Consider the following 20,707-nt stretch of genomic DNA (forward strand, 5'->3'; position numbering starts at 1 on the left):
TTTTTTATGCTGTAAATTTTAGTAACGTCTGAAGTAATCCCCAAAGCATAAATCCTTCTATCCTGAGCACATTACAATTAGGAGGTGAATATCCGTGGGCAATAGAAACACCAATGGGAACAATAAAAATAACAATAAAACAATGAATGTTAGAACGCATAATCCTTTTGATACCTACAAAAAGATAGACCTCGATAAATCAAATAGTAATAACAATAACCCGAATGACAATCTAAATGAAGAATTCGCTGCAGAATTTGATGCGAAAGCCAAAAATAAAGATAATAAAACGAACCATAAGAAGAATCAACAGTCCAACAAAAACAAATAATCGAAATATGGGAGGCTTAAATAATGGCAAAGAAGGGTAAAACAAGCTTCAAAAAGAAAAAGAAAGAAGATACACATAAAAGAAATGATCGTGAGGAATACTCAGCAGAATTTAATCAAGTTATTCATAATAATCCTCAACAACCAAAACAATCCAGTAAATAATTAAAAAAATTGCTCCTTAAGTAGTTGTGAATACTTTTGGAGCACTTATTTTTTGCTGTTTTGACGACTTTATGCAAAAAGAAGGCAAGAGGTGGATTCATTTGCGAAGATTTTGTGTAATACTAGGAATTTTTCTTGTATTCCTTGCTGTGCTGTTACACTTACCAACAACAAATGCTTATGCTCAACAAGAAATACCAGCTCATGCGAAATGGGGAAAGGTAGCAATTAAAGAGGCACAGGCAAAATATCCTCAAGCTAAAATTCTAGATTATTTGCATGAGGGAAGTGAAGTTAATGAAGATTCAACTATTGAAAAATTTAAGCTTTGGCTAAAACAAAGTGACAAGGAATTCGGTGTACATGTAAGAATCAAATATGTAACGCATACGAACAAAGTGTTACATATTGAATTACAAGAAACAACCACTTCGTAAACAGCAAATATAGAATAGAATCGAATAATTTACGTTTTATAGTGACTATAATTATGAGCAGTAGCTAACGTAGTGTACCATGACCAGCAAAGCTAATTTAGCCGCGCTGGTCTTTTTACATGAAAAGAAATTTAGAAAGGTGAGTAAGGATATTGCCAAAATAATTATCGATATAATTCAAGAATTTGATTTGCTATATATTCGGAGCTGAAATGAACCCCATTTCTGAGCCACCACATGAGTATCCCAAGTATTGAAGAGGCGAGAATATCCATTGATAGAGTACTATCAGCGCCTTCACTTTTACGTTGTATGACAATCAAGTCCTTTAATGTCATATGCATTTTTTTAATGAAGCCAGGGTGCTCAAATAGCACAGCTAAAATTTTTCTATGCTTATAAAAGTAATCTAAAAACGTAATTAATTGCTCTTGATTATTTAAATTATCAATTTGTAAAGTGGGAGACATTTTCGACAACAAGTCGTCGAAAATATCGTAAACTACTTGCTTTAATAAATCATTAATATCTATAAAATGTAAATAAAAAGTTGCTCGATTTAGCTCTGCACGCTGGGCTATTTTTTGTACTGTAAGTTTCGAAATATCTGGGTTTTCGATTAATATATCTACGACAGCTTCTTTAAATACCCGTTTAGAGCGAATAGCTCGTGGGTCTTGCTTTTTGTGTGTGGTCAATTTAATTCTCCTTTATCTATTAAATGTAAATTTAGTTAATAGTATTTTAAATTTTGTTGTTTAATTGACACTTCTTGAAAAATTGTAAATAGGAATCAAAAAATAAACGTGTTATTATCTATTTTATTGACATAGTGTTAATAAAACAAGTAGAAAGAGGAATAAAATAATGTCGGAAACAATAAATAAAAAAGTACTATTAACAGTATTAATTTTAGGGTGTTTTTTATCTACACTAAATCAAACACTGTTAAACGTTGCATTAAGTAATTTAATGGACGTATTTTCCGTTTCTGCTACAACCGTTCAGTGGTTATCTACTGGCTTTATGTTGGTAAACGGGGTGCTAGTCCCTATTACAGCATACTTAATGAAACGTTTTTCTACGCGCCAATTATTTATAAGTTCAATGTTGTTTTTATTAATGGGCTCTATCTTATGTGCAGTAGCACCAAACTTCACGACCTTATTAATAGGTCGTATGATTCAAGCCATTGGAGCAGGTATTATTATGCCATTGCTAATGAGCATAGTGATGTTTATTTTTCCTCCAGAAAAAAGAGGCAGCATGATGGGGTTAATTGGATTAGCTATGATTTTCGCTCCAGCCATTGCACCAACATTAGCAGGTTTTGTAATAGATTATTATTCATGGCGTTGGTTATTCATTGGAATAATTCCATTTGTCGTGATCGTTATATTAATGGCTATGAAATATTTAATTAATGTTTCAGAAACAGCAAAAACGAAGTTAGATGTAATCAGTGTTATTTTATCAACTATTGGCTTTGGTCTTATTTTGTATGGTTTTAGTAATGCAGGAAGCCATGGTTGGGATGATAAAGTAGTAATAGTTTCTATACTCGTGGGGATAATGACTACGGCAATATTCTGTCTTCGACAAGTTAAATCTTCTGATCCACTTCTTAACTTATCCGTTTTTAAAAATAAATTATTTACTCTAACGTCCATCATCAACATTCTTGTTACAATGATGATGTATGCGGATATGATTTTATTACCAATGTATTTGCAAAATGGAAGAGGGTTTACTGCTTTAGACGCTGGTTTATTATTATTACCGGGTGCACTTGTAAATGCCTTTATGTCTCCAGTGACAGGAAAAATGTATGACCGCTTTGGTGCAAAGCCGTTATTTATTATCGGTTTGGTTTTTGTCATTCCTTCAATGTGGGCTGTAACAGATTTAACAGAAACAACAACCTATAGCTTTTTAATGATACGGACCATTTTTCTACGTATAGGGTTGAGTTTTATTACAATGCCATTGAACACAGCTGGTTTGAATGCCTTACCTAAGACACTTGTAACACATGGTACAGCAGTGAATAATACATTACGCCAAATTGCAGGTGCAATTGGATCTGCAGTCGTTATTACAATTTTCACATCACAAACGACAAACCATGCGAAAACATTGCTAGCAGAAACACCAAATGCTCCGGCTGAAGGTATTCGAACACTTGCTTCAATCTTAGGTTCAAGTGATGCCTATTATTTCATGACAATCTTAGCTATAATTGCATTTGTTTTAACTCTATTTGTTCCTTCTAAAAATAAGTTTAAACAACAATCATAATTATTAAGCATTCAAAATTTTGGTTACTTTAACTGAATTAGTTTGTGAATGCATACCTTCAACAAATTGGTGCTTTGTTGAATAACAATTAACCAACTTTAAAGAGCCTTACTACAATAAAGTGTAGTAAGGCTCTTATTTTTTATAGGCGGTTTTTGTTTATTTGGGACATAATTAAACGACTTATTGTTGTTTCAACATACTTTCGGGTGATACCGTTTTGGTTAAAACCATGGAGTATGCTCTTTTTCATACAAATCCCACCTTGTAAAGAAGAGGATGCCTTATTTCAGGCATCCTCCTTTCGTTAGCTTTCTAGCTTCTGAATAAATTCGCGCATTAATCCAGGTAAGTCCGGCCATGCATGACCACTAACTAAATTGCCGTCTGTATGAAGATTAGCATCGATATACGTTGCTCCTGCTACTTGAACTTCCGGCTTGCAGGCAATATAGGCTGTTAGCTCACGTCCTTTAAGTACCTCAGGAATGGTCGCGAAAATTTGAGCTGCGTGACATACAGCAGCAATTGGTTTATTTGTTTCAAAGAAATGGCTTACTAGTGATGGAACATGTTCATTTAAACGAATATATTCTGGCGCTCGCCCACCAGGAATAATAAGTCCGTCAAATTGTGCTGGATCTACATCTGCGAAGGAAGAGTGTGCTTCTAAGCCATATGCTGTACGCTCGATGTACGTATCGACTCCATCGACAAAATCGTGCAATACAGTTTGTAATTTCTTTGCTGATGGTGCTGCAATCGTCACATCATAGCCAGCCTCTAGACAACGATAATAAGGATAAAAAATTTCTAAAGCCTCAACTGCGTCTCCTGCAAGTATTAATACCTTTTTTCCCATGAATCCATCTCCTTTTATTGTAATCTAGTAGCTTAATTCGACACTTTCAAAAAATTCCCTTCTGATATTTTAGAAAAACTACTAGAAGTAGAGAAATCGCTGATAAAATGGATCAAACGCCAGTAGATTCACAATCTTCTTTGCTAAAGTACGTCATCATGTCGCAAATAACGTGCTTTACAATGAAAAAAATGAAGCGTATAGTATTTATTTAGCTAGGTAAATAAATTCAGGAGAGTCGATAAAATGAATCCTATATTTCATGCTTTATTCCAAAAAAGTCGTTATTTAACGAATTGTTTAAATGAAGTACTGAAACAGCATAATTTGTATAGCTCACAATGGGCTATTTTATATTGCTTACATAAGCACGGGCCAATGACATTAACACAAATCTGGAAGTATTTAAATGTTGAGGCACCAAGTGTAACAAGAGCAATTACGCGACTCGAAACTTTAGGATGGGTGGAAAGAATAGATGGTGAAGATAAACGGAAAAAAATTGTTACCTTATCACCATATGCAGAGGAACGATTACCTGCTATTACTGAAACTATTTTAGCTTTTGAGGAAGAAATGGTAGGATCACTTACTGTTGAAGAGCAACAGCAATTTATAATTTTATTGGAAAAAATGAAAGGTTGATTGACATGCAGCAAGAGGGGAACACAAAAATCTGGACGAAGCGGTTTATTAGTCTCTTTTTAACAAATATCTCGGTATTTTTTGTTTTCTATGGATTGGTCACGACTTTGCCGCTTTATGCGATTGGTGAGCTGCACCAGACAGACAAGGAAGCGGGATTGTTACTGTCGGGGTTTTTATTATCAGCCATTATCGTTCGTCCCTTTTCAGGTAAACTATTAGATGTCTTTGGGAAGAAAAAGCTTTTAGTTATTTCGATTGCCGGCTATTTTTTATGTACGGTTTTATATTTATTCATTCATCCTTTTGGACTTTTACTAGGATTACGTTTTATTCAAGGTATCTTCTTTAGTATTATTACAACAGCAGCTGGGTCTTTAGCTGCGGATATTGTGCCAGCAAATCGTAAAGGTGCAGGTCTAGGCTATTTCACGATGTCTACTAACTTAGCAGTAGTAATTGGGCCATTTATCGGTTTACTGCTTATTCAATATAGTAGCTTCAATGTACTTTTTATTGTTATGAGTATTTGTATATTAGCAGGGGGTATCCTAGCTGTAACTCTGAATACAGATGATTTACCCAAGCCTGCACATCAAGGTAAATTGACATTTAAATTTGATGATTTATTCGAACGTAAAGCACTCCCAGTAGCGGCTATTGCTAGTTTAGTAGCTTTCTCATATGCAAGTGTTTTATCGTTTTTATCAGTGTACGCACAGCAAAAAGATCTAATGTCTGTAGCAAGTCTTTTTTATGCAGTTTTTGCAGCTGCTATGCTTATTACACGCCCTTATACAGGAAAGCTTTATGATACAAAAGGGCCGCAATTTGTTATTATTCCTGGTATTATATTCTTTGCAATCGGGCTTGTTATGCTCGCATTTGTCGCAGGACCGGCATTATTTTTATTTGCAGCCGTTTTTATTGGATTTGGCTACGGGGCAGTGACAACAAGCTTACAGGCATTGGCTGTACAATCTACGGCACATACGCGCAGTGGTTATGCAACTGCAACGTACTTTACGATGTTTGATCTCGGGATTGCCCTCGGTTCTTATATTTTAGGGATAGTGGCAGTGCAAGCGGGCTATGCTTCTGTTTATCTAACTGGTGCAGGGCTACTGGTCTTTGTCTTTATCATTTATTTAGTACGTTTAGCAAAAATAAAATCCAAAAAAGTAGCACATGTATAAGTTTACAGCATATAGAAAAAACAGTTGGGACGCCCCAACTGTTTTTTTCTTTACTATAAACGACCATATCCAACAAAGTGCTTTTTCCAATAAGAGCTATTGATGTTAGCAATATTAACGCCACTGTCACTTGCATTAATCATTTGATTATTTCCAATGTAAATGCCTACATGTGAGATACCAGCTTTATATGTATTAGCAAAAAATACTAAATCACCTACTTGAGGTGTACTTACTTTTTTAGCTGTATTGTAAAAACCTGCTGCTGACGTACGAGCTGTCGGAATACCAGCATTATTAAAAACGTAAGTGATATAGCCAGAGCAATCAAAACCTGTGCTCGGTTTACTTCCACCAAATGTGTATTTTACACCTAATTGTTGTTTAGCAATTTGTACTAGGTTAGTTGTTGGTTTAGGTGCAGAAGCTACCGAGGTATTGAGGTTTAACTTTTGTCCGACGCGAATTGTTGTAGAAGATAAGTTATTCATTGTCATCAATGTTTGATAAGAAACACCGTGCTGATTGGCAATTTTCCATAAAGAATCACCAGATTTTACTGTGTAAGTTGCTGCTGATGCTGTGTCAATCGTTGAAAAAAGTACAGAAGAACTTAATGCCAATGTAGCTAATTTCAATCCCCATCTATACTTTTTATTCTTTTTCATAATATGTATCCTCCTAAAAGCGTTAAAACTTATAACTTAATATATAAATGATATTAACATTGTAATATTACAGTTATATGTCAACAAAATAACATTAAGGATACAAATAATACTTATAATAATTAGAAAATTACTACATTTTATAGCTCATCACCAAAAGGTGGGGTGACTTTTGTTAAAACGTATGCCATATATCTAAGTTGATTGGAACGGAGAACGTGCGACCCCTTAGAAATCACAGCGTCACAGACAAGACCTAGGAGTGATTGCAGTAGATAAAAGCATCATATAGAAACCATTTGTTGCTGTCGCTTCGCTTTCGCACAGAAACCATTTGTTGCTGTCGCTTCGCTTTCGCACAGAAACCATTTGTTGCTCTAAGCGGCTCATTGGAAGTCAAGGAAATCAATCCCTCGTTATGGTGATGAGCCCACATTATTTCTTTCATTGGTTGTCTACATCATTTCAATTACTTGTTTATGTAAGAAAACGGAGATGATAAAAATAAAATATTGGGGGATATTAAGTATCTGAATAAAGTGGGGGCGGATGAAGAGAAGGAGACTAACTCTTGTTTTAAGGCAAGGGACAGTCCCCATAAGGTGGTTTAATTTTTTTCTTTTTGAATCGCTTTACGTGCAAGTGCATCTGCAGCTTTATTTTGCGCATCTGGAACCCATTTGATGAAAAATAAATCGAAGCTACCTGCAAGTGTAAGTGCCTGCTCAAGATAAGGTTTAAATTCCTCATTTTTCACATATTCTTTTTCCATAGAGGCTACAACAATTTTTGAATCAGAGCGCACTGAGACGAGGTTTGAACCAAGCTTTTGTGCTTCTTCAAGGCCACGTACTAAGGCAGTAAACTCGGCAATATGGTTATTGGCTTGCCCTATATACTCGCTGATTTGTATATGATGGCCTTCTCCTTTAATAAATATTCCAATACCACTGGGACCAGGATTTCCTGCACTAGCAGCATCTATATTTACTTCTAACATAAAATCCCCACTTTTTGATTTAGATTTTACATTAATTGTACATCAATATATCTTAGTTGTTGTTAAATATGGATAAACAAAATAGTTGCTTGTTCAAAATGTTCACTTCATAATAGTAAGAAGCGAAATTTGGACGTGAAAGGAGCGAGAGTTCAAATTGGATAAAGTGACGGTTATGAAAGATATTGATGAACTGCATGATATGTATTGCGCTGATTGCTTAGTGATAAAGCAATTACGAAAAGAGCGTGGTAAACCTGGAGCTCATCGTTTTTGTATTGAAGCCTGCACAGTAGGGGAGCGACTACAGTTTCTTGGAGAAGAACTCTTGAAGGTATATAGTAAATAATTTTTGTAAAAGGATACGGCAAAAGATACCATATAAATGGTCATTGGGACTTACACATAAAACGTATCAATTAAGACAATCATAAGTACTAAATGGACAATGCTATAATAAAATACAGCTTAGTGCTAAAAGTTTCATTTTTGTTCCAAAAAGAAACATATTTACTAAATTCAATGCATAAATAACAATATGTTCGGAAATAATAGAATTGGTTGGTTACCATAGAAAAAAAGCTACCTTGTTGTTGGCTCTGCCGATAGCAAAAGTAGCTTTTTTCTATGTAGACTAAAATATGCCGCACACTCTAAGACTTAAAGCGTGCGGCGTAATTCTATTTTAAGCATTATTTAGTTGCAGCATAGTTACTTAAGTCTTGATAATATTTTGTGAGAGAGGAAGCTGAAATATCGAACGTCGCCGCAATTTCTTTTACTGTCAATGATAGCGACTCGAATAGCTCTTTTTCCTGACCATATCGAATCGCGCCAGCAGCAATAGCAGCCTCTTTACGTGCAGATGGTTGTCCTTCAATTAAATAGTCCTCTAAAATCTCTAACATAGGAGCTGTTTCACGATCATTTTGCTCAAGGAAATCTTTAACTTGTGTTAGTACATTGCTCTCAAAGTTAGTGAATTCTTCGCCTTTATAACCATTTGAAACAAGTAACTCCCAGAAGGATAAATGCTCTTCTTTTAAGAATGCTCCAACCTTCTTCTCTGACGCCTCAAAATTTTTCTTCAATTGCTCAAATACCTTTGCATGGTCTTCAGGGAAGAAGATAAGCGTTGAAACAGCTAAATAATGCTCTGATTTTTTTGTACCATCTGGTAAGATGAATGCAAAAACATGCATACCTTCAGGAATTGGCTTGTCATTTTCGCGACGAATATAAATTTCTTCATTTGTTAACACATGTATAGCCTTGAAATATTTTTCTTCTACAACTGACACCGAACCAATAAATAAATTAGGTTGTGACCAGCCTTCTAGCACTTTTAAGGTAGAAGGTCTTACCGCTTTTTTCTTCGTTTTCTTTAAGTAACATTTCCAAATAGATGGATCTTGATGGAAGAAGAAGTCGTCTAACGCGATTGCCTCAATTAGCTCTCTTTGTAGTACGCTCTCTAATTTAGGCTGCCATGTGCCTACATGCTCGATATATGCACGAACATCTTTGCGTTCAGGATATTCTAAGTAAAATGTTTGTAATACACGCTCTAATTCTTCGATTGCTACAGCTTCAACTGTAACCTGCTGTTTACCTTCACAACATTTTTTATATTTTTTGCCGCTACCGCATGGGCATGGATCATTACGTTTTACCATAATTAGAAACACTTCCTTTGAAAATTGTTAGTCGAATTTTGCTAAATAAATTGCGTACTCTTAATAATAACGGTACATTTGTATGAAGAAAAATGATTGTCTATTTAGAAATATCAAAAAAGTGTAGAGGGACGCCCTGATTCTAGTATATGTACGAATTTTCTTGCTTAGAACTAAAAAAAGAAAAACCATCTACGCCTATGATAGCATTGGATGGTTTTTGTTTATTGAAGCAGACTTTGATTAGCCTTTTATAGCTTCCATTTCCATTGTTAATTGTTCAAGTTCATCAATGAGGTGACCAATATAAGAAATCGTATCTCGAAGCGGCTGCTCTGTTGTAATATCTACACCTGCCATTTGAGCTAGCTCTACAGGTGATTTCGTGCCACCAGCTTGAAGGACAGCTAACCATTCATCAACAGCTGCACTGCCTTCCTTTAATATACGCTGAGATACTTGTGTAGAAATCGTTAAGCCTGCACTATATGTGTAAGGATATAAGCCCATATAATAGTGTGGCTGACGCATCCAAGTAAGCTCTGCGCCTTCGGAAATATCGACAGTATCGCCCCAGAAATCTTCAAGGACAGAACGTTTTAATTGATTTAAAACCGTGGCATTAACAGCTTCACCAGCGTCAATTAATTCATATACTTTTCGTTGATATGCTGCCTCTAGTAAGTGCGTGACGAAGTTATGATAATACGTTTTAGACACAATATTAGAAATAACCCAGCGTTTGAAACGAAGATCATCGTTATGGGTTAGTAAATAATTCGCTAGTAGCATTTCATTCATTGTTGATGGTGCCTCGATAAAGTATAACGAAGGACGGCTGTTAAAATAAGATTGATGAGCATGTGCATTCGCAAAATGACCTGCATGTCCTAGCTCATGGATAAGAGTGAATACCTCATTCATACGCTCATTCCAAGACATTAAAATATACGGATGACTACCATATGGACTTGAACAAAATGCACCCGTGGATTTTCCATTGTTTAGTGAATAATCAATCCAGCGCTCGTTAAACGCCTTTTCAATCAAGTTCTTGTAATCCTCGCCCATAACTGCTAATGCTTTTTCAACATACCCCTTTGCTTCAGCCATTGTTAATTTCGGATCGTAATCTGGATCAAGTGCTATTTTTAAGTCAGCAAATGTCATTTTCTCGATGCCATTCGCTTGTTGAATCAGCTTTGCGTAACGGCGCATATGAGGCGCAAGCTCTTTTGTAATAAGATCTATTTGACGATTATAAAGCGTACGATCAACATCCTGATCAAACAGTAAATAATCAATGATAGAGTCGAAGCCACGTAAATCAGCCATTGTTTTTTCCTGTTGAATATGCGTGTTATAAATTTTTGCAGTTGTGTGCTGATAATCGCGTAACTTACTAGAAAATGCTTCAAATGCAGCACGGCGTACATTTGTATCAGCCTCAAACTCCCAGTTATTTTCGTATAATACAAAGCTCAGTGGATACTTTTCACCGTTTGCCTCAAACTGGCCAAAATGCATATCAACTAGCTTTGTCGTATTATACGTTTCATAAGGCGCCTTAAAAGTTGAGCTAAATGCAGCTAATGCTTTTTCCACTTCTGGATGTAGCTGATGAGGCTTTTGCTTTAACAATTCCTCTAAGTAAACCTTGTAAATAGGGCTCAACTTCGCAGCTTCTTGTAAAATTGTCTCATCTAGGGCTAGTAATTCACTGCGTACAAAAGATAGTGCACTACTAATTTTTCCGACTGCTGTACTGTATTTTGCAGAACGCATTTGAGCTACGTCATCTGTACGATCTGCTTGAATATTTAAGCTGGCATAAGTGCCAATAGGAACAATGCTTTTTTGTAATGCTTCAAAAGCTGTTAAAACATCAATCACCTTTTGTGCATCCGTAATTGTACCTTGATATTTGCGTTCAAAGTTTAGTGCTTCCTCTACAAGCTGAGCTAAAGCCGGCTCAAAATCTGCATCGTTTTCAAGTAAATCCTTTAAATCCCACGTTTCTTCTACTGGTACATCTTTTCGTAATGGTAAAATCCCCATCAATTAACACCCCTTTTAGTGTGAGTGACTCCATTATAACGAAACTATTTCGGAAAGTGAAATAATAATAGAGAATAGTCCTAATATTCTCAAAAAATACATAAGAATGTAGAAACTTACGTTCTCATTAGTTATAATGGATTTAAAGATAAAGGGGGGTGAAAAATGCAGTTAGTTTGGGAGAAACCGGACGTATATAATTTTAGACAAGTGAATCAGGATAGTTTATGGAAAAAGATAATTGCGGATTTGTTTGAAGATTTTTTGTTGTTCTTTTTACCAGAGTTACACGCAGAAGTAGATTTTTCAAAACAAGTGGAGTTTTTACAACAGGAGCTTTTCAAAGAAATTATTGAGCATCGTCAAGGACGCAAAATAGCCGATCAAATAGCGAAGGTTCATCTTAAAAGTGGAAAAGAGCAATGGATCCTTGTCCATACGGAAATACAAACTGTCGATGAAGTGCATTTTGCGAAGCGTATGTTTGAGTATTTCTATCGTATCAGTGATCGTTATGGTAAGAAGATTGTGGCGATTGCTATTTTTACAGATACAAGTACCAAAAGTACGAATCAATATCATGATAAATATTTTGGTACAGAAATAACATATACTTTTAATAAGTTTGTCGTCTCAGATTTTGATAAAGAAGAATTGACAAAATCACCGAAACTATTTAGTAAAGCGATACTAGCATCTATTTATATGAATCGGACTAAAAACAAAATGAGCTTTCGTAGTGTATACAAAAGAGCTCTGTTAAGAGAAGTGTGGTCATTAAATAATGTTGAACGAACAGAAATGAGTGCGTTGCTTTACTTTATTGATTATTTATTGAAACTACCAAGAGATATGTCTGAGCAGCTTGTAAAGGATATAAAAGATGAGATTAGAGGGGAGGAAGAAATTTTGCATTTATATAAAGAAGATTTACCGCCGACACTAGTAGGAGTTTTGGATTTAGAAAGGCAGGAAGGATTTGAGCAGGGCATTGAACAAGGTATTGAACAAGGTATTGAACAAGGTATTAAGCAAATAATTTTCGGATTAATGAAAAATGGTGCTGAGGATGAGTGGATTGCTGAAGTTGCAAAGCTTTCAGTGGCAAAGGTAAAGGAAATTCGTAAGGAACTTAAGTAGTCTAATTGTGCAGAAAAATAAAATGTTTGGACACTATGAAATTCAACAAATTCTTATAAGGATTGTTGTAAATTTTTAGTGTCCAATTTAAGATGAAATCCATTTCTTGTTGTAAATTTGTTTAAGAACAGTTTGATTTAACTATTTCCCTAATTAACCTTTAGGGCTCGACTTGTATAATCTATAATTACCATCTACATTCGAATAACATATTCAGGATTTTCTACAGAACGAAATAACTCTGTTCATTTAGGTAATACAGAAGCCATACCTACTTCAAACACTTTGTTTTTCTGATACTCCTTCGATATACTACCAAACTTTGTAGTCTTTACTGCTTTAAATTCTTTTGCATCCACAGCCCACTCAAGTAAGAATAGATCATTATTGTTATCTTTTTTCGTTAATTCACGCGCCATTTGTTGTGTACAGAATCCTCTGATGTACACCCAGTAATAATAAGTAGGAAGATGCAAAATAAGAAAAATTTTAGACATTAAAACTCCTCCTAATCTGTATCCCAAGTCCATGCAAATGGGCATAAAAAATTTGTTTGTGTCAATGGGAAAAATGTGTGTATAGCCTATATACTTTGAAACGCATACTAATAGCTAGAACAATTGGCACATTGGAGGAGAAATGATGACACAAAACTTAAACAAACAATTGAATAAACTTGTCGCTACATGGTCTGTACTTTATACAAAGCTTCACAATTATCATTGGTATGTGACGGGAAATACCTTCTTTACACTACATGCAAAATTTGAAGAACTATATAATGAAACAACATTAAATCTAGATGAAATTGCAGAGCGTATTCTTTCGAAAGATGGAAACCCAGTGGCTACTTTAAAAGAACATCTCGAGCTATCCTTTGTCGAGGAAGCGACAGGGAATGAGACGACAGAGGAAATGGTAGCTACAACCATTTCAGATTTCCAAAAGCTGATGAAAGCTTTAAATTCAACAATGCAGCTTGCGGCTGAAGAAGGGGACGATCGAACAGAGGATTTACTAAATGCTATGTACCAGTCCCTTGAAAAGCATACATGGATGTTGAAGGCTTTCCTTGGGCACTAATAACCGAGATAAAAAATAAGATAGGCAATACGGATCTTTTTAGTAAGCTTCCATTGCCTATTTTTTGACATTTTATAAAAGTACTATACCATATTACAAAACGGGAACATATATCAAAACGATGTAACAAATATTACAGTTCGTTAAAGAATGAACAAAATGGGTTTTTTCTTAAATAAGTAGGGTAAATATCTGGTAAGCCATACGAATTAGGAGGAATTGAACATGATAAATGAACAAAACCCACAAATTGAAGTGGCCCATACAAGGGAAGAAATGCTTCATATTTTAGAAAGTATGCGATTAGAAGCATATCAAATAGAGGACATTATCCACATTATTGCAAAGGATCCAAGGCAATTTGAGGATGTAAAATGGGATGCTGATGTTAAAACACATGAGGTAGGGAATTTGGTGGATCAATTTAAATCATGGTTTACCGGTGAATCGGCTGTAACAGAAGGATTAAAGAGATTCAATTTTACTGTGGGACAAACGGCGTACTATGCCCACCACGTAGAACAAGGTGCTATCGTATTATTTGCCGAGCGTGAGGATTCAATTGAGTCTAGGACAACATCAACTCTTTCGGAAGATAATCGCTTATCAACATGATCCGCTCAATCTACGTGTAACCGTGACATTAATAATGCAGTGGATGAATGAAGCTGAACAAATTCGAAGATATCTATACAAATAAAACAGAGTGAATGCACATGCATCACTCTGTTTATTTGAATTATGGTGGTATTAAAGTTAATGTATAGCTTTTTCATGTTCGTGTTTTTTTATAAAGCGTAATACATGAAGGTGCTCTAATTGAGCAACAAGGTTACCGATTAGAATAAAGCTACCTCCAATTAATATTTTTATCGTTATTCCCTCACCAATAAACATCATGGCGAACATCGCCGCAAAAATCGGTTCTAAAGAAAAAATGAGTCCTGTATGTGTAGCAGAAGTGTACTGTTGTGCAACAGTTTGACCTACGAAGCAAAATGCACTACAAATAACACCGAGTCCTATAATGGCAATCCATGAAGTCGTTGTATTTGGGAGAGTTGGTGTTTCAAAAATTAATGTTAATACAAGTGCATAAAGCCCAGCAAAACCGAGCTGGTAAATGCCATAGGAAATTGATTCAACGCTTCGTGTAAATGTACTGTTTAATAATAAGTATATCGAATAACATAGTGCAGCGATGGCTACTAAAATATCCCCTTTTTGAAAGGCCAATGAGCCTTGAGTAGTTAAAACTGTAATTCCAAGCATTGTGCAAACAATCGCAAAGCTAACGGCTCTTGAAGGTAATTTCTTTTCAATAAAACTGCTGAAAATAGGTACTAAGACAACTGTTAGACTTAAAATAAATCCAGCATTTGATACAGAAGTTGTTTCTAGTCCGAATAAACTGAGAGCGAACACAATGAATAACAATAACCCTTGAATAGCTGCATATTTTAATGTTTTAGTATCGACCTTAATCATTCGTTTGTAAAAGATGATACCTGCTGCGAAAAATGCGATGATACAACGTAATGCCACTACATTATATACGGCCAATGTTTCAAGCCCCATTACCATAAAGGTATAAGAAAGTCCCCAAAACATTGTCACAATAACCATCAATAAATTTGCTTTTCCTTGGATACTCATTATGCTCACCTACCATCCCTGTACTAAAACAGTTTTCATACTAAAAATTACTATATATCTTGTATTGTGATTAGTAAAACGAATGTTTATAATGATTAGTATTAAAAAAATTCATGTATTAGAGGAAAAAGACAATGAGTTTAGTGAAATATGAGATTTTGAATAAAGTGGCTGAGGTAGCAAGCTTTACAAGAGCAGCGGAGGCTTTAGGTTTAACCCAATCTGCTGTAAGTCACGCTGTCTCAAGCTTAGAAAAGGAGTTCGGCTTTGCACTCATTCACAGAAGTCGAGCGGGTGTCACGTTAACTAGCGAAGGAGATACAATGCTAAGAGCAATGAGACATGTCCTCGACGCAGAGGAGCTATTACAGCAGGAAGCAGCACATATACTTGGCGTTACTCGTGGGAAAGTGCGAATTGGCGTAATTTCAAGTATCTCCTCAAACTGGATGCCGGAAATTGTTCGTATTATGGACAATCAATTTCCTGGTATACAAGTCGAATTGCGAGAGGGAGATTATTATGAAATTGAACAATGGCTACTGAGTGGAGAGGTGGATGCAGGATTTTTAAATGGTCAAAATTCTGGGCAATTTCAGTTTACCGAACTACAGCAGGATCCATTGCTGTGTATTGTCTCCGATAAAAGCCCGCTTTATGATAAAGCAGAAATTGATATTGTTGAATTAGAAGATATGCCATTTATCTTGAATTCGCATAAAGGGACAAATGATGTAAATGTAATTTTGGAGCAATATCATGTAAAGCCAAATATTCGCTTTGAACTATCAGAAGATGTAGGGATCATTTCGATGATTTCTCACCAGCTAGGAATTAGTATTTTACCGAAATTAGTTATAAATAATTTGCCGCTTACATTAAAGGCAATTCCTTTGAAACAAGGTGGCTATCGCACAATTGGAATTGCTATGAAACACCAGGCATCACCGGTGACAAAGAAATTTGCGGAGATATTAAGTTCCTGGTTAAAAGAACAAAATATGAAATAACTTTAAATCTAACTCTTTGTGGTTCGCGATATACCCTATAAAAACAACATTGATGCATAACATAGCATTACGTTAAAATAGTATTTGTATATTTTTTTAGAAAAAGGTGAGTGTATGGGGACATTACGAGGTAAGACCGTACTCATTACAAGTGGGGGAACACTTGAAAAATGGGATCGTGTGCGTGGGCATACGAATTTATCAAAAGGGTCGATGGGCTGTTATTTAGCTGAGGCGGCACTAGCGGCTGGGGCAAACGTATTGTATATGCATGGTTATTTTGCGCAGCTGCCAACAAACAAAGATAAAATGCGTACCATTCGATTTGAAGGTATAGAAGATTTAGGCGAGAAAGTTCGACATGCTGTTCAGGAAGAAAAGGTGGATATCGTTATTATGGCTGCTGCTGGTTCTGATTGGCTCATTGATAAAGTATATGACCAATCAGGGAATTTAATGGAGGAAGCAGGTAAAATGCCATCTGATGAGCCACCTATTATTCACTTTAAAAAGGCGCCTAAAGTATTAGGTCAAATAAAAGAGTGGCAGCCGAATGTTACTTTAGTAGGCTTTAAACTCGAGGCAACAGATGATGAGGATTTTTTACTGTCCCGCGCACGTCTACGGATGGAGTCGGCCAACGCTCAGTTTATGGTAGCTAATAGCTCACAGTCTTTATATGGAGGAGATGAGCCACACTGGATTGTACCGGCTGAAGGCGAACCAATAAAGATTATGGGCAAGCAAAAAACAGCGAAAGCATTAATGGATTTTTTACAAAATGATTAAAGAGAAAACTGTGTAGGCAAAGATCTGCACAGTTTTTGTTTTATTATTGTTTTAGGTAATGATTTAGATTATTATTTACTAAACGTTAGGTAAAAAATGGAGGGGTCATATGGGTAATTCAGAACAAACATTTAAAAAAATTTTAGAAGTTGCGTACGTTATGTTTTCTGAAAATGGATTTGATAAAACAAGTCTATCCATGATTGCTAAAGAGGTAGGGATATCCAAACCAGCTATCTACTATTATTTTCAATCTAAAGATCAACTAATTGAATATTTGTTTGAAGAAATCTATAAAGAAATTAAACTTGAAATTACATTTAATTATACAGACATTTCGAAGGACAATCTAATACAAAAGCTATTGGAAATTGGCTACATGTCAATTGAGCAACAGGAAAAAGACATACATTTTAATAAAATATTTAATCAATATATGCTGTTAGCTTCCCGAGATGAAAAATATATGAAAAGGCTTTTAGAGCTCCAAGCATGTTTTTTAGACGGCTTTTATGATTTATTGAAATACGCTGTACAAATTGAGGCAATTTGCGATTCAAATATTAAAGCAAAAGCTCATATGCTTGCGATGGTCTACGATAATATCGGCAATTTTATGTTGACTGGAATTGAATTAGATTATAAAGAGATATGGCAGGAAGCTGTAGATAGTGTGTTCAGAGAGCAAAAAGGGAAAATATAGAGAAGCAGCTACAATAGAGGTCTGATTGAATAGATTTTGAGAAATGTAACAAGGTAAAGATAATTCCATAAGGATTTCTAAAAAACATGTTTGCAATAAAATGTCAGTGTAACATTAGTGTAGTGAGTTTTTTTGGATAAATTTTACACTTTTTGAATTAGAAATGAAGTAATGGAATAAAATAATTTCTGTATGTGGGCTAACTAAACAATGGTTAGCCCTTTATTTTTATTTTCATTCAGCAAATGTTTTTTGTAACGACAGCGGCAATTACGCCGAGGCGAAATCGATATTAAAATACTTCTTTTTACTCAATTACATAGTATTCAGCTAGGTTTTGTAATATTTATATTGACAATAGGTTTTCAGAATTATAGAATTATTTCCAAGAAACGTAATATTCCTATCAAAAGAAGTGGAGGGACTTGACCCATAAAGCCTCGGTGATCATTATTGTAGGCGCCAAATCCAACAGAGCTATCTGAGAGATAAGGGGGCTATGAATCAATTTGATGCGTTGGCCTCTTTTGTACAAAAAAGAATGAAAAAGAAGGGGTGAATCGGATGACTCAACAGGCAAAGGTAGATGACAAAAAACTAGAGGCAATTGCAAAGGCAATTCAACATTTAGAATTTGGAGAAGTACACATTACGATTCAAGATGGTGTCATTGTTCAAATTAACAGACTTGAAAAGCAGAGATTTCCACAGAAAAAGTAAACAATATGATGACAGTTGACCAGATCTTTGAGGACCACAAGCAGGATTATTTCCTTCGTTTATTTGTGGCCTTTTTTGTTTAGCGGCTGGCTAAAGGAGCGGGTTACTTGTTCATTGTAGTAGGGTGGTTTTGGTGTTAGTCTGAAAAATAGGGTTGATGATTAGCATATCACCTTCCGTGGGAGAAATAATAAAACTACTGAAAATAGGTATCATATATTTTCAACATTACCCCATCAATTAAATAAAGTTTAAAAACAGTTACTTTTAATTCATAAATTCAAGTATGGCTAAATATTCAGCAATTGTATATGATACAAAAAACAGGATTGATTTCGACGAATCATCCTGTTTTTGCATGTATTCTACTTACTTGAAGATGTTTTATTCATAAAAACTATTAGGGATTTCACCAATATGTCTACGATGATAGAGTAGGGGCTCCTTCTGTGCATTATCAATTTCTATGACCTGCCCAATAAGTATCGTATGATCTCCCGCATCGATTTGCTGAAATGTTTTACATTGTAAAGTGGCTACTGTATCGTGTAAAATCGGAAGACCGTGAACGGAAGTTGACCACTTTGCCTGAGCGAAACGATCCGGTATTTTACTTGAAAATAGCGTACATAAATGCTCCTGATTGCTCGCTAAAATATTGACAGCAAACTTGTCGGCTGCTGTAAAATATGGATGCAGCTGTGATTTTTTATCGAGCGACCATAAAATAAGGAGTGGATCTATGGAGACTGACGCAAAGGAATTGACAGTTATGCCAATAGGTTCATCTGCATCATTACAAGCTGTGACAACCGTAACGCCTGTTGGATAATTACCTAATGCTAATTTAAAAGCTGCTACTCTGTCTGTCATTCTAATCACCTCTTGATATTTTATGTGAATATACCATTGATTTATGGAAATGAAAAACCTTTTTTGATTAACCATCTGCACGGTAGTTATTTCGTCGCGTGCATCTAAAAATAGTCATCACAAAATATAGTAACTCCTTAATAATTGGAATATTCTTAATTTTATTTTAAACCAATAAAACTAACAGGTAAAGTATATAATAGAGTGAAAAAAGAGGGGGTTTAGTCATGACATTATATTTTGACCATCTAGTTCACCAAGTTCAATCACCAGAAAATACACAGGTTTTCTTAAACAAACGCAATATCCATACAGTTAACGGTGGTCAACACACAATGTGGGGGACATACAATTCGTTAAGCTACTTTGGATTAAACTATATAGAGCAAATAGCAATCTATGATCGTGATTTATTTGAAAATGCTGCGAAATTACCTTATTCCCTACATTATACGTTTAAGCGTACTAACGAGCGCTATGGTTTTTCACGAATTGCATTACGTACAAAAAATATTGAGGAAGAGGGACGACGTTTGCGTGCACTTGGCTTTGAAGTGTATGGACCTGACGCTTGTAGTCGCACAAGACCAGATGGCTCCGTGGTAGAATGGAAGCTATTGCATTTTGGGAAACCAGGCCAGGCAATTGATTTTCCCTTTTTGATCGAGTGGGCTGATGCAGATGAGGAACGTGTTGCACAATTAAAGGCAAGTGGCGCCATTGATATGAAACAATCAATAACGATGGAGTCCGTGCAATTTTATGTAAAAGATGTGCAAACTACTATTAAATTATGGCAGGAAGTATTACAACTACCAGAACCTGAGCAACATGCACAGTTTATTTCCTTGCAATTACCAAATATTCGTTTAGATTTTTATGAAGAAGTTGCTGCAACTGCTCTAACGCTAGGTCATTTAAATGAAGGGCCGTTTGGGGTGACACTTAAAGATACTGACAGAATGAAGGAAACGCTAGTTTTTCCAACTGCTTTTTATTGGATCAATCGTTGAAGCTATAGCGCTTAGAAGAAAATTAGGAGCATTTAGAAAAAAGGAGCCGTTCATCCAACGAACAGCTCCTTTGTGTTTATAATTTAACAACATTTGACGCCTGTGGTCCACGATTACCTTCCACTACATCAAATGATACCTTTTGACCTTCTTCAAGTGTACGGAAGCCTTCCTCTTGGATGCCCGTAAAATGTACAAATACATCTTCTCCATCATCACATTCAATAAAGCCGTAACCTTTTTCATTATTGAACCACTTTACGCTTCCCTGTTGCATAAGCATTCGCCTCCAATGCGCTTGAATGTAGAACTAAATCAATTAAGTCGTGACATAACCTGCGAAAATGAGAAAAAATGCATTTTCACTTAGAACATACATGAATTG

At 35.5% G+C, this 20,707-nt stretch carries 26 protein-coding genes and 1 riboswitch; of the genes, 15 read left to right on the forward strand and 11 right to left on the reverse strand.

The annotated features are described in order from the left end of the window. Nucleotides 1-94: 94 nt before the first annotated feature. The 3 genes from FJQ98_RS09440 (at nt 95) to FJQ98_RS09450 (ending at nt 932) form a co-directional block, all read left to right on the forward strand. Nucleotides 95-331: a hypothetical protein gene (locus FJQ98_RS09440; protein WP_425492685.1), complete on the forward strand. Its 237-nt coding sequence runs from the start codon at nt 95-97 to the stop codon at nt 329-331. Between the two features lie 23 nt (nt 332-354). After that, complete coding sequence (locus tag FJQ98_RS09445; RefSeq protein WP_198926852.1) at nt 355-495, forward strand: hypothetical protein; 141 nt, start codon at nt 355-357, stop codon at nt 493-495. A gap of 101 nt (nt 496-596) precedes the next feature. Further along, a complete protein-coding gene (locus FJQ98_RS09450; protein ID WP_053593690.1) occupies nt 597-932 on the forward strand; it encodes a DUF3889 domain-containing protein in 336 nt (111 codons plus the stop codon). A gap of 164 nt (nt 933-1,096) precedes the next feature. Here the strand turns inward: FJQ98_RS09450 and FJQ98_RS09455 are convergent, their stop codons facing one another. After that, the gene (locus FJQ98_RS09455) at nt 1,097-1,630 is read right to left on the reverse strand and encodes a TetR/AcrR family transcriptional regulator (RefSeq protein WP_053593689.1); all 534 of its coding nucleotides are present in this window, start codon (nt 1,628-1,630) and stop codon (nt 1,097-1,099) included. Nucleotides 1,631-1,799: 169 nt separating this feature from the next. On the opposite strand from FJQ98_RS09455, the gene FJQ98_RS09460 reads away from it, so the two are divergent. Continuing rightward, nucleotides 1,800-3,230 (forward strand): DHA2 family efflux MFS transporter permease subunit, encoded by a 1,431-nt coding sequence (locus FJQ98_RS09460; RefSeq protein ID WP_053593688.1) that lies wholly within the window; start codon nt 1,800-1,802, stop codon nt 3,228-3,230. 307 nt (nt 3,231-3,537) lie between these two features. On the opposite strand, the gene FJQ98_RS09465 is transcribed toward FJQ98_RS09460, so the two are convergent. Continuing rightward, on the reverse strand, nt 3,538-4,092 hold the full coding sequence (locus FJQ98_RS09465) for a DJ-1/PfpI family protein (RefSeq protein WP_053593687.1): 555 nt from the start codon (nt 4,090-4,092) through the stop codon (nt 3,538-3,540). Between the two features lie 246 nt (nt 4,093-4,338). On the opposite strand from FJQ98_RS09465, the gene FJQ98_RS09470 reads away from it, so the two are divergent. Beyond that, a complete protein-coding gene (locus tag FJQ98_RS09470) occupies nt 4,339-4,737 on the forward strand; it encodes a MarR family winged helix-turn-helix transcriptional regulator (RefSeq protein ID WP_201406683.1) in 399 nt (132 codons plus the stop codon). Nucleotides 4,738-4,742: 5 nt separating this feature from the next. Further along, on the forward strand, nt 4,743-5,933 hold the full coding sequence (locus FJQ98_RS09475; protein WP_053593790.1) for an MFS transporter: 1,191 nt from the start codon (nt 4,743-4,745) through the stop codon (nt 5,931-5,933). 53 nt (nt 5,934-5,986) lie between these two features. Here the strand turns inward: FJQ98_RS09475 and FJQ98_RS09480 are convergent, their stop codons facing one another. The 3 genes from FJQ98_RS09480 to FJQ98_RS09490 all read right to left on the reverse strand — a co-directional run bounded on the left by FJQ98_RS09480 (nt 5,987) and on the right by FJQ98_RS09490 (nt 7,601). Further along, on the reverse strand, nt 5,987-6,601 hold the full coding sequence (locus tag FJQ98_RS09480; RefSeq protein ID WP_053593685.1) for a C40 family peptidase: 615 nt from the start codon (nt 6,599-6,601) through the stop codon (nt 5,987-5,989). A gap of 256 nt (nt 6,602-6,857) precedes the next feature. Further along, a complete protein-coding gene (locus FJQ98_RS09485; RefSeq protein ID WP_201406684.1) occupies nt 6,858-7,049 on the reverse strand; it encodes a hypothetical protein in 192 nt (63 codons plus the stop codon). A 159-nt stretch (nt 7,050-7,208) separates the two neighbouring features. Further along, entirely contained in the window at nt 7,209-7,601 is a 393-nt protein-coding gene (locus FJQ98_RS09490; protein ID WP_053593684.1) for a ribonuclease HI family protein, read from the reverse strand. Between the two features lie 157 nt (nt 7,602-7,758). Here FJQ98_RS09490 and FJQ98_RS09495 point away from each other — a divergent pair, with 157 nt between their 5' ends. Next, nucleotides 7,759-7,950: a zinc-finger domain-containing protein gene (locus FJQ98_RS09495; RefSeq protein WP_053593683.1), complete on the forward strand. Its 192-nt coding sequence runs from the start codon at nt 7,759-7,761 to the stop codon at nt 7,948-7,950. Nucleotides 7,951-8,293: 343 nt separating this feature from the next. On the opposite strand, the gene FJQ98_RS09500 is transcribed toward FJQ98_RS09495, so the two are convergent. Together FJQ98_RS09500 and pepF are read right to left on the reverse strand one after the other, a co-directional pair. Further along, nucleotides 8,294-9,277 (reverse strand): SEC-C domain-containing protein, encoded by a 984-nt coding sequence (locus FJQ98_RS09500; protein ID WP_053593682.1) that lies wholly within the window; start codon nt 9,275-9,277, stop codon nt 8,294-8,296. Between the two features lie 243 nt (nt 9,278-9,520). Further along, nucleotides 9,521-11,335, reverse strand: a complete 1,815-nt coding sequence (pepF, locus tag FJQ98_RS09505; protein ID WP_053593681.1) for an oligoendopeptidase F — start codon at nt 11,333-11,335, stop codon at nt 9,521-9,523. Between the two features lie 165 nt (nt 11,336-11,500). Between pepF and FJQ98_RS09510 the strand changes: the two genes are divergently transcribed. Then, a complete protein-coding gene (locus FJQ98_RS09510; protein WP_053593680.1) occupies nt 11,501-12,475 on the forward strand; it encodes an RpnC/YadD family protein in 975 nt (324 codons plus the stop codon). Nucleotides 12,476-12,720: 245 nt separating this feature from the next. Here FJQ98_RS09510 and FJQ98_RS09515 read toward each other — a convergent pair whose 3' ends face one another. Beyond that, nucleotides 12,721-12,972, reverse strand: a complete 252-nt coding sequence (locus FJQ98_RS09515) for a hypothetical protein (RefSeq protein ID WP_053593679.1) — start codon at nt 12,970-12,972, stop codon at nt 12,721-12,723. 145 nt (nt 12,973-13,117) lie between these two features. Here FJQ98_RS09515 and FJQ98_RS09520 point away from each other — a divergent pair, with 145 nt between their 5' ends. Together FJQ98_RS09520 and FJQ98_RS09525 are read left to right on the forward strand one after the other, a co-directional pair. Next, the gene (locus FJQ98_RS09520; protein WP_053593678.1) at nt 13,118-13,558 is read left to right on the forward strand and encodes a Dps family protein; all 441 of its coding nucleotides are present in this window, start codon (nt 13,118-13,120) and stop codon (nt 13,556-13,558) included. A gap of 225 nt (nt 13,559-13,783) precedes the next feature. Next, nucleotides 13,784-14,173: a general stress protein gene (locus FJQ98_RS09525; RefSeq protein WP_053593677.1), complete on the forward strand. Its 390-nt coding sequence runs from the start codon at nt 13,784-13,786 to the stop codon at nt 14,171-14,173. 141 nt (nt 14,174-14,314) lie between these two features. Here FJQ98_RS09525 and FJQ98_RS09530 read toward each other — a convergent pair whose 3' ends face one another. Continuing rightward, nucleotides 14,315-15,214: a DMT family transporter gene (locus FJQ98_RS09530; RefSeq protein WP_053593676.1), complete on the reverse strand. Its 900-nt coding sequence runs from the start codon at nt 15,212-15,214 to the stop codon at nt 14,315-14,317. A gap of 134 nt (nt 15,215-15,348) precedes the next feature. Here FJQ98_RS09530 and FJQ98_RS09535 point away from each other — a divergent pair, with 134 nt between their 5' ends. The 4 genes from FJQ98_RS09535 to FJQ98_RS09550 all read left to right on the forward strand — a co-directional run bounded on the left by FJQ98_RS09535 (nt 15,349) and on the right by FJQ98_RS09550 (nt 18,436). Next, nucleotides 15,349-16,224 carry a LysR family transcriptional regulator gene (locus tag FJQ98_RS09535; protein WP_053593675.1) on the forward strand — a complete coding sequence of 292 codons (876 nt, stop codon included), beginning with the start codon at nt 15,349-15,351 and terminating at the stop codon, nt 16,222-16,224. Between the two features lie 114 nt (nt 16,225-16,338). Beyond that, nucleotides 16,339-17,013 (forward strand): phosphopantothenoylcysteine decarboxylase domain-containing protein, encoded by a 675-nt coding sequence (locus FJQ98_RS09540; protein ID WP_053593674.1) that lies wholly within the window; start codon nt 16,339-16,341, stop codon nt 17,011-17,013. Nucleotides 17,014-17,122: 109 nt separating this feature from the next. Further along, nucleotides 17,123-17,716, forward strand: a complete 594-nt coding sequence (locus FJQ98_RS09545; protein ID WP_053593673.1) for a TetR/AcrR family transcriptional regulator — start codon at nt 17,123-17,125, stop codon at nt 17,714-17,716. A 400-nt stretch (nt 17,717-18,116) separates the two neighbouring features. Then, nucleotides 18,117-18,211: riboswitch (SAM riboswitch) on the forward strand. A 69-nt stretch (nt 18,212-18,280) separates the two neighbouring features. Next, complete coding sequence (locus FJQ98_RS09550; RefSeq protein ID WP_075807201.1) at nt 18,281-18,436, forward strand: YezD family protein; 156 nt, start codon at nt 18,281-18,283, stop codon at nt 18,434-18,436. Between the two features lie 384 nt (nt 18,437-18,820). Here the strand turns inward: FJQ98_RS09550 and FJQ98_RS09555 are convergent, their stop codons facing one another. Beyond that, the gene (locus FJQ98_RS09555; protein ID WP_053593672.1) at nt 18,821-19,309 is read right to left on the reverse strand and encodes a flavin reductase family protein; all 489 of its coding nucleotides are present in this window, start codon (nt 19,307-19,309) and stop codon (nt 18,821-18,823) included. Nucleotides 19,310-19,536: 227 nt separating this feature from the next. Here FJQ98_RS09555 and FJQ98_RS09560 point away from each other — a divergent pair, with 227 nt between their 5' ends. Then, on the forward strand, nt 19,537-20,322 hold the full coding sequence (locus FJQ98_RS09560; RefSeq protein ID WP_053593671.1) for a VOC family protein: 786 nt from the start codon (nt 19,537-19,539) through the stop codon (nt 20,320-20,322). Between the two features lie 76 nt (nt 20,323-20,398). Here FJQ98_RS09560 and FJQ98_RS09565 read toward each other — a convergent pair whose 3' ends face one another. Then, nucleotides 20,399-20,599 carry a cold-shock protein gene (locus FJQ98_RS09565; RefSeq protein ID WP_053593670.1) on the reverse strand — a complete coding sequence of 67 codons (201 nt, stop codon included), beginning with the start codon at nt 20,597-20,599 and terminating at the stop codon, nt 20,399-20,401. Nucleotides 20,600-20,707 lie beyond the last annotated feature (108 nt).

Source organism: Lysinibacillus agricola (assembly GCF_016638705.1).
In the GTDB taxonomy this organism is placed as follows: domain Bacteria; phylum Bacillota; class Bacilli; order Bacillales_A; family Planococcaceae; genus Lysinibacillus; species Lysinibacillus agricola.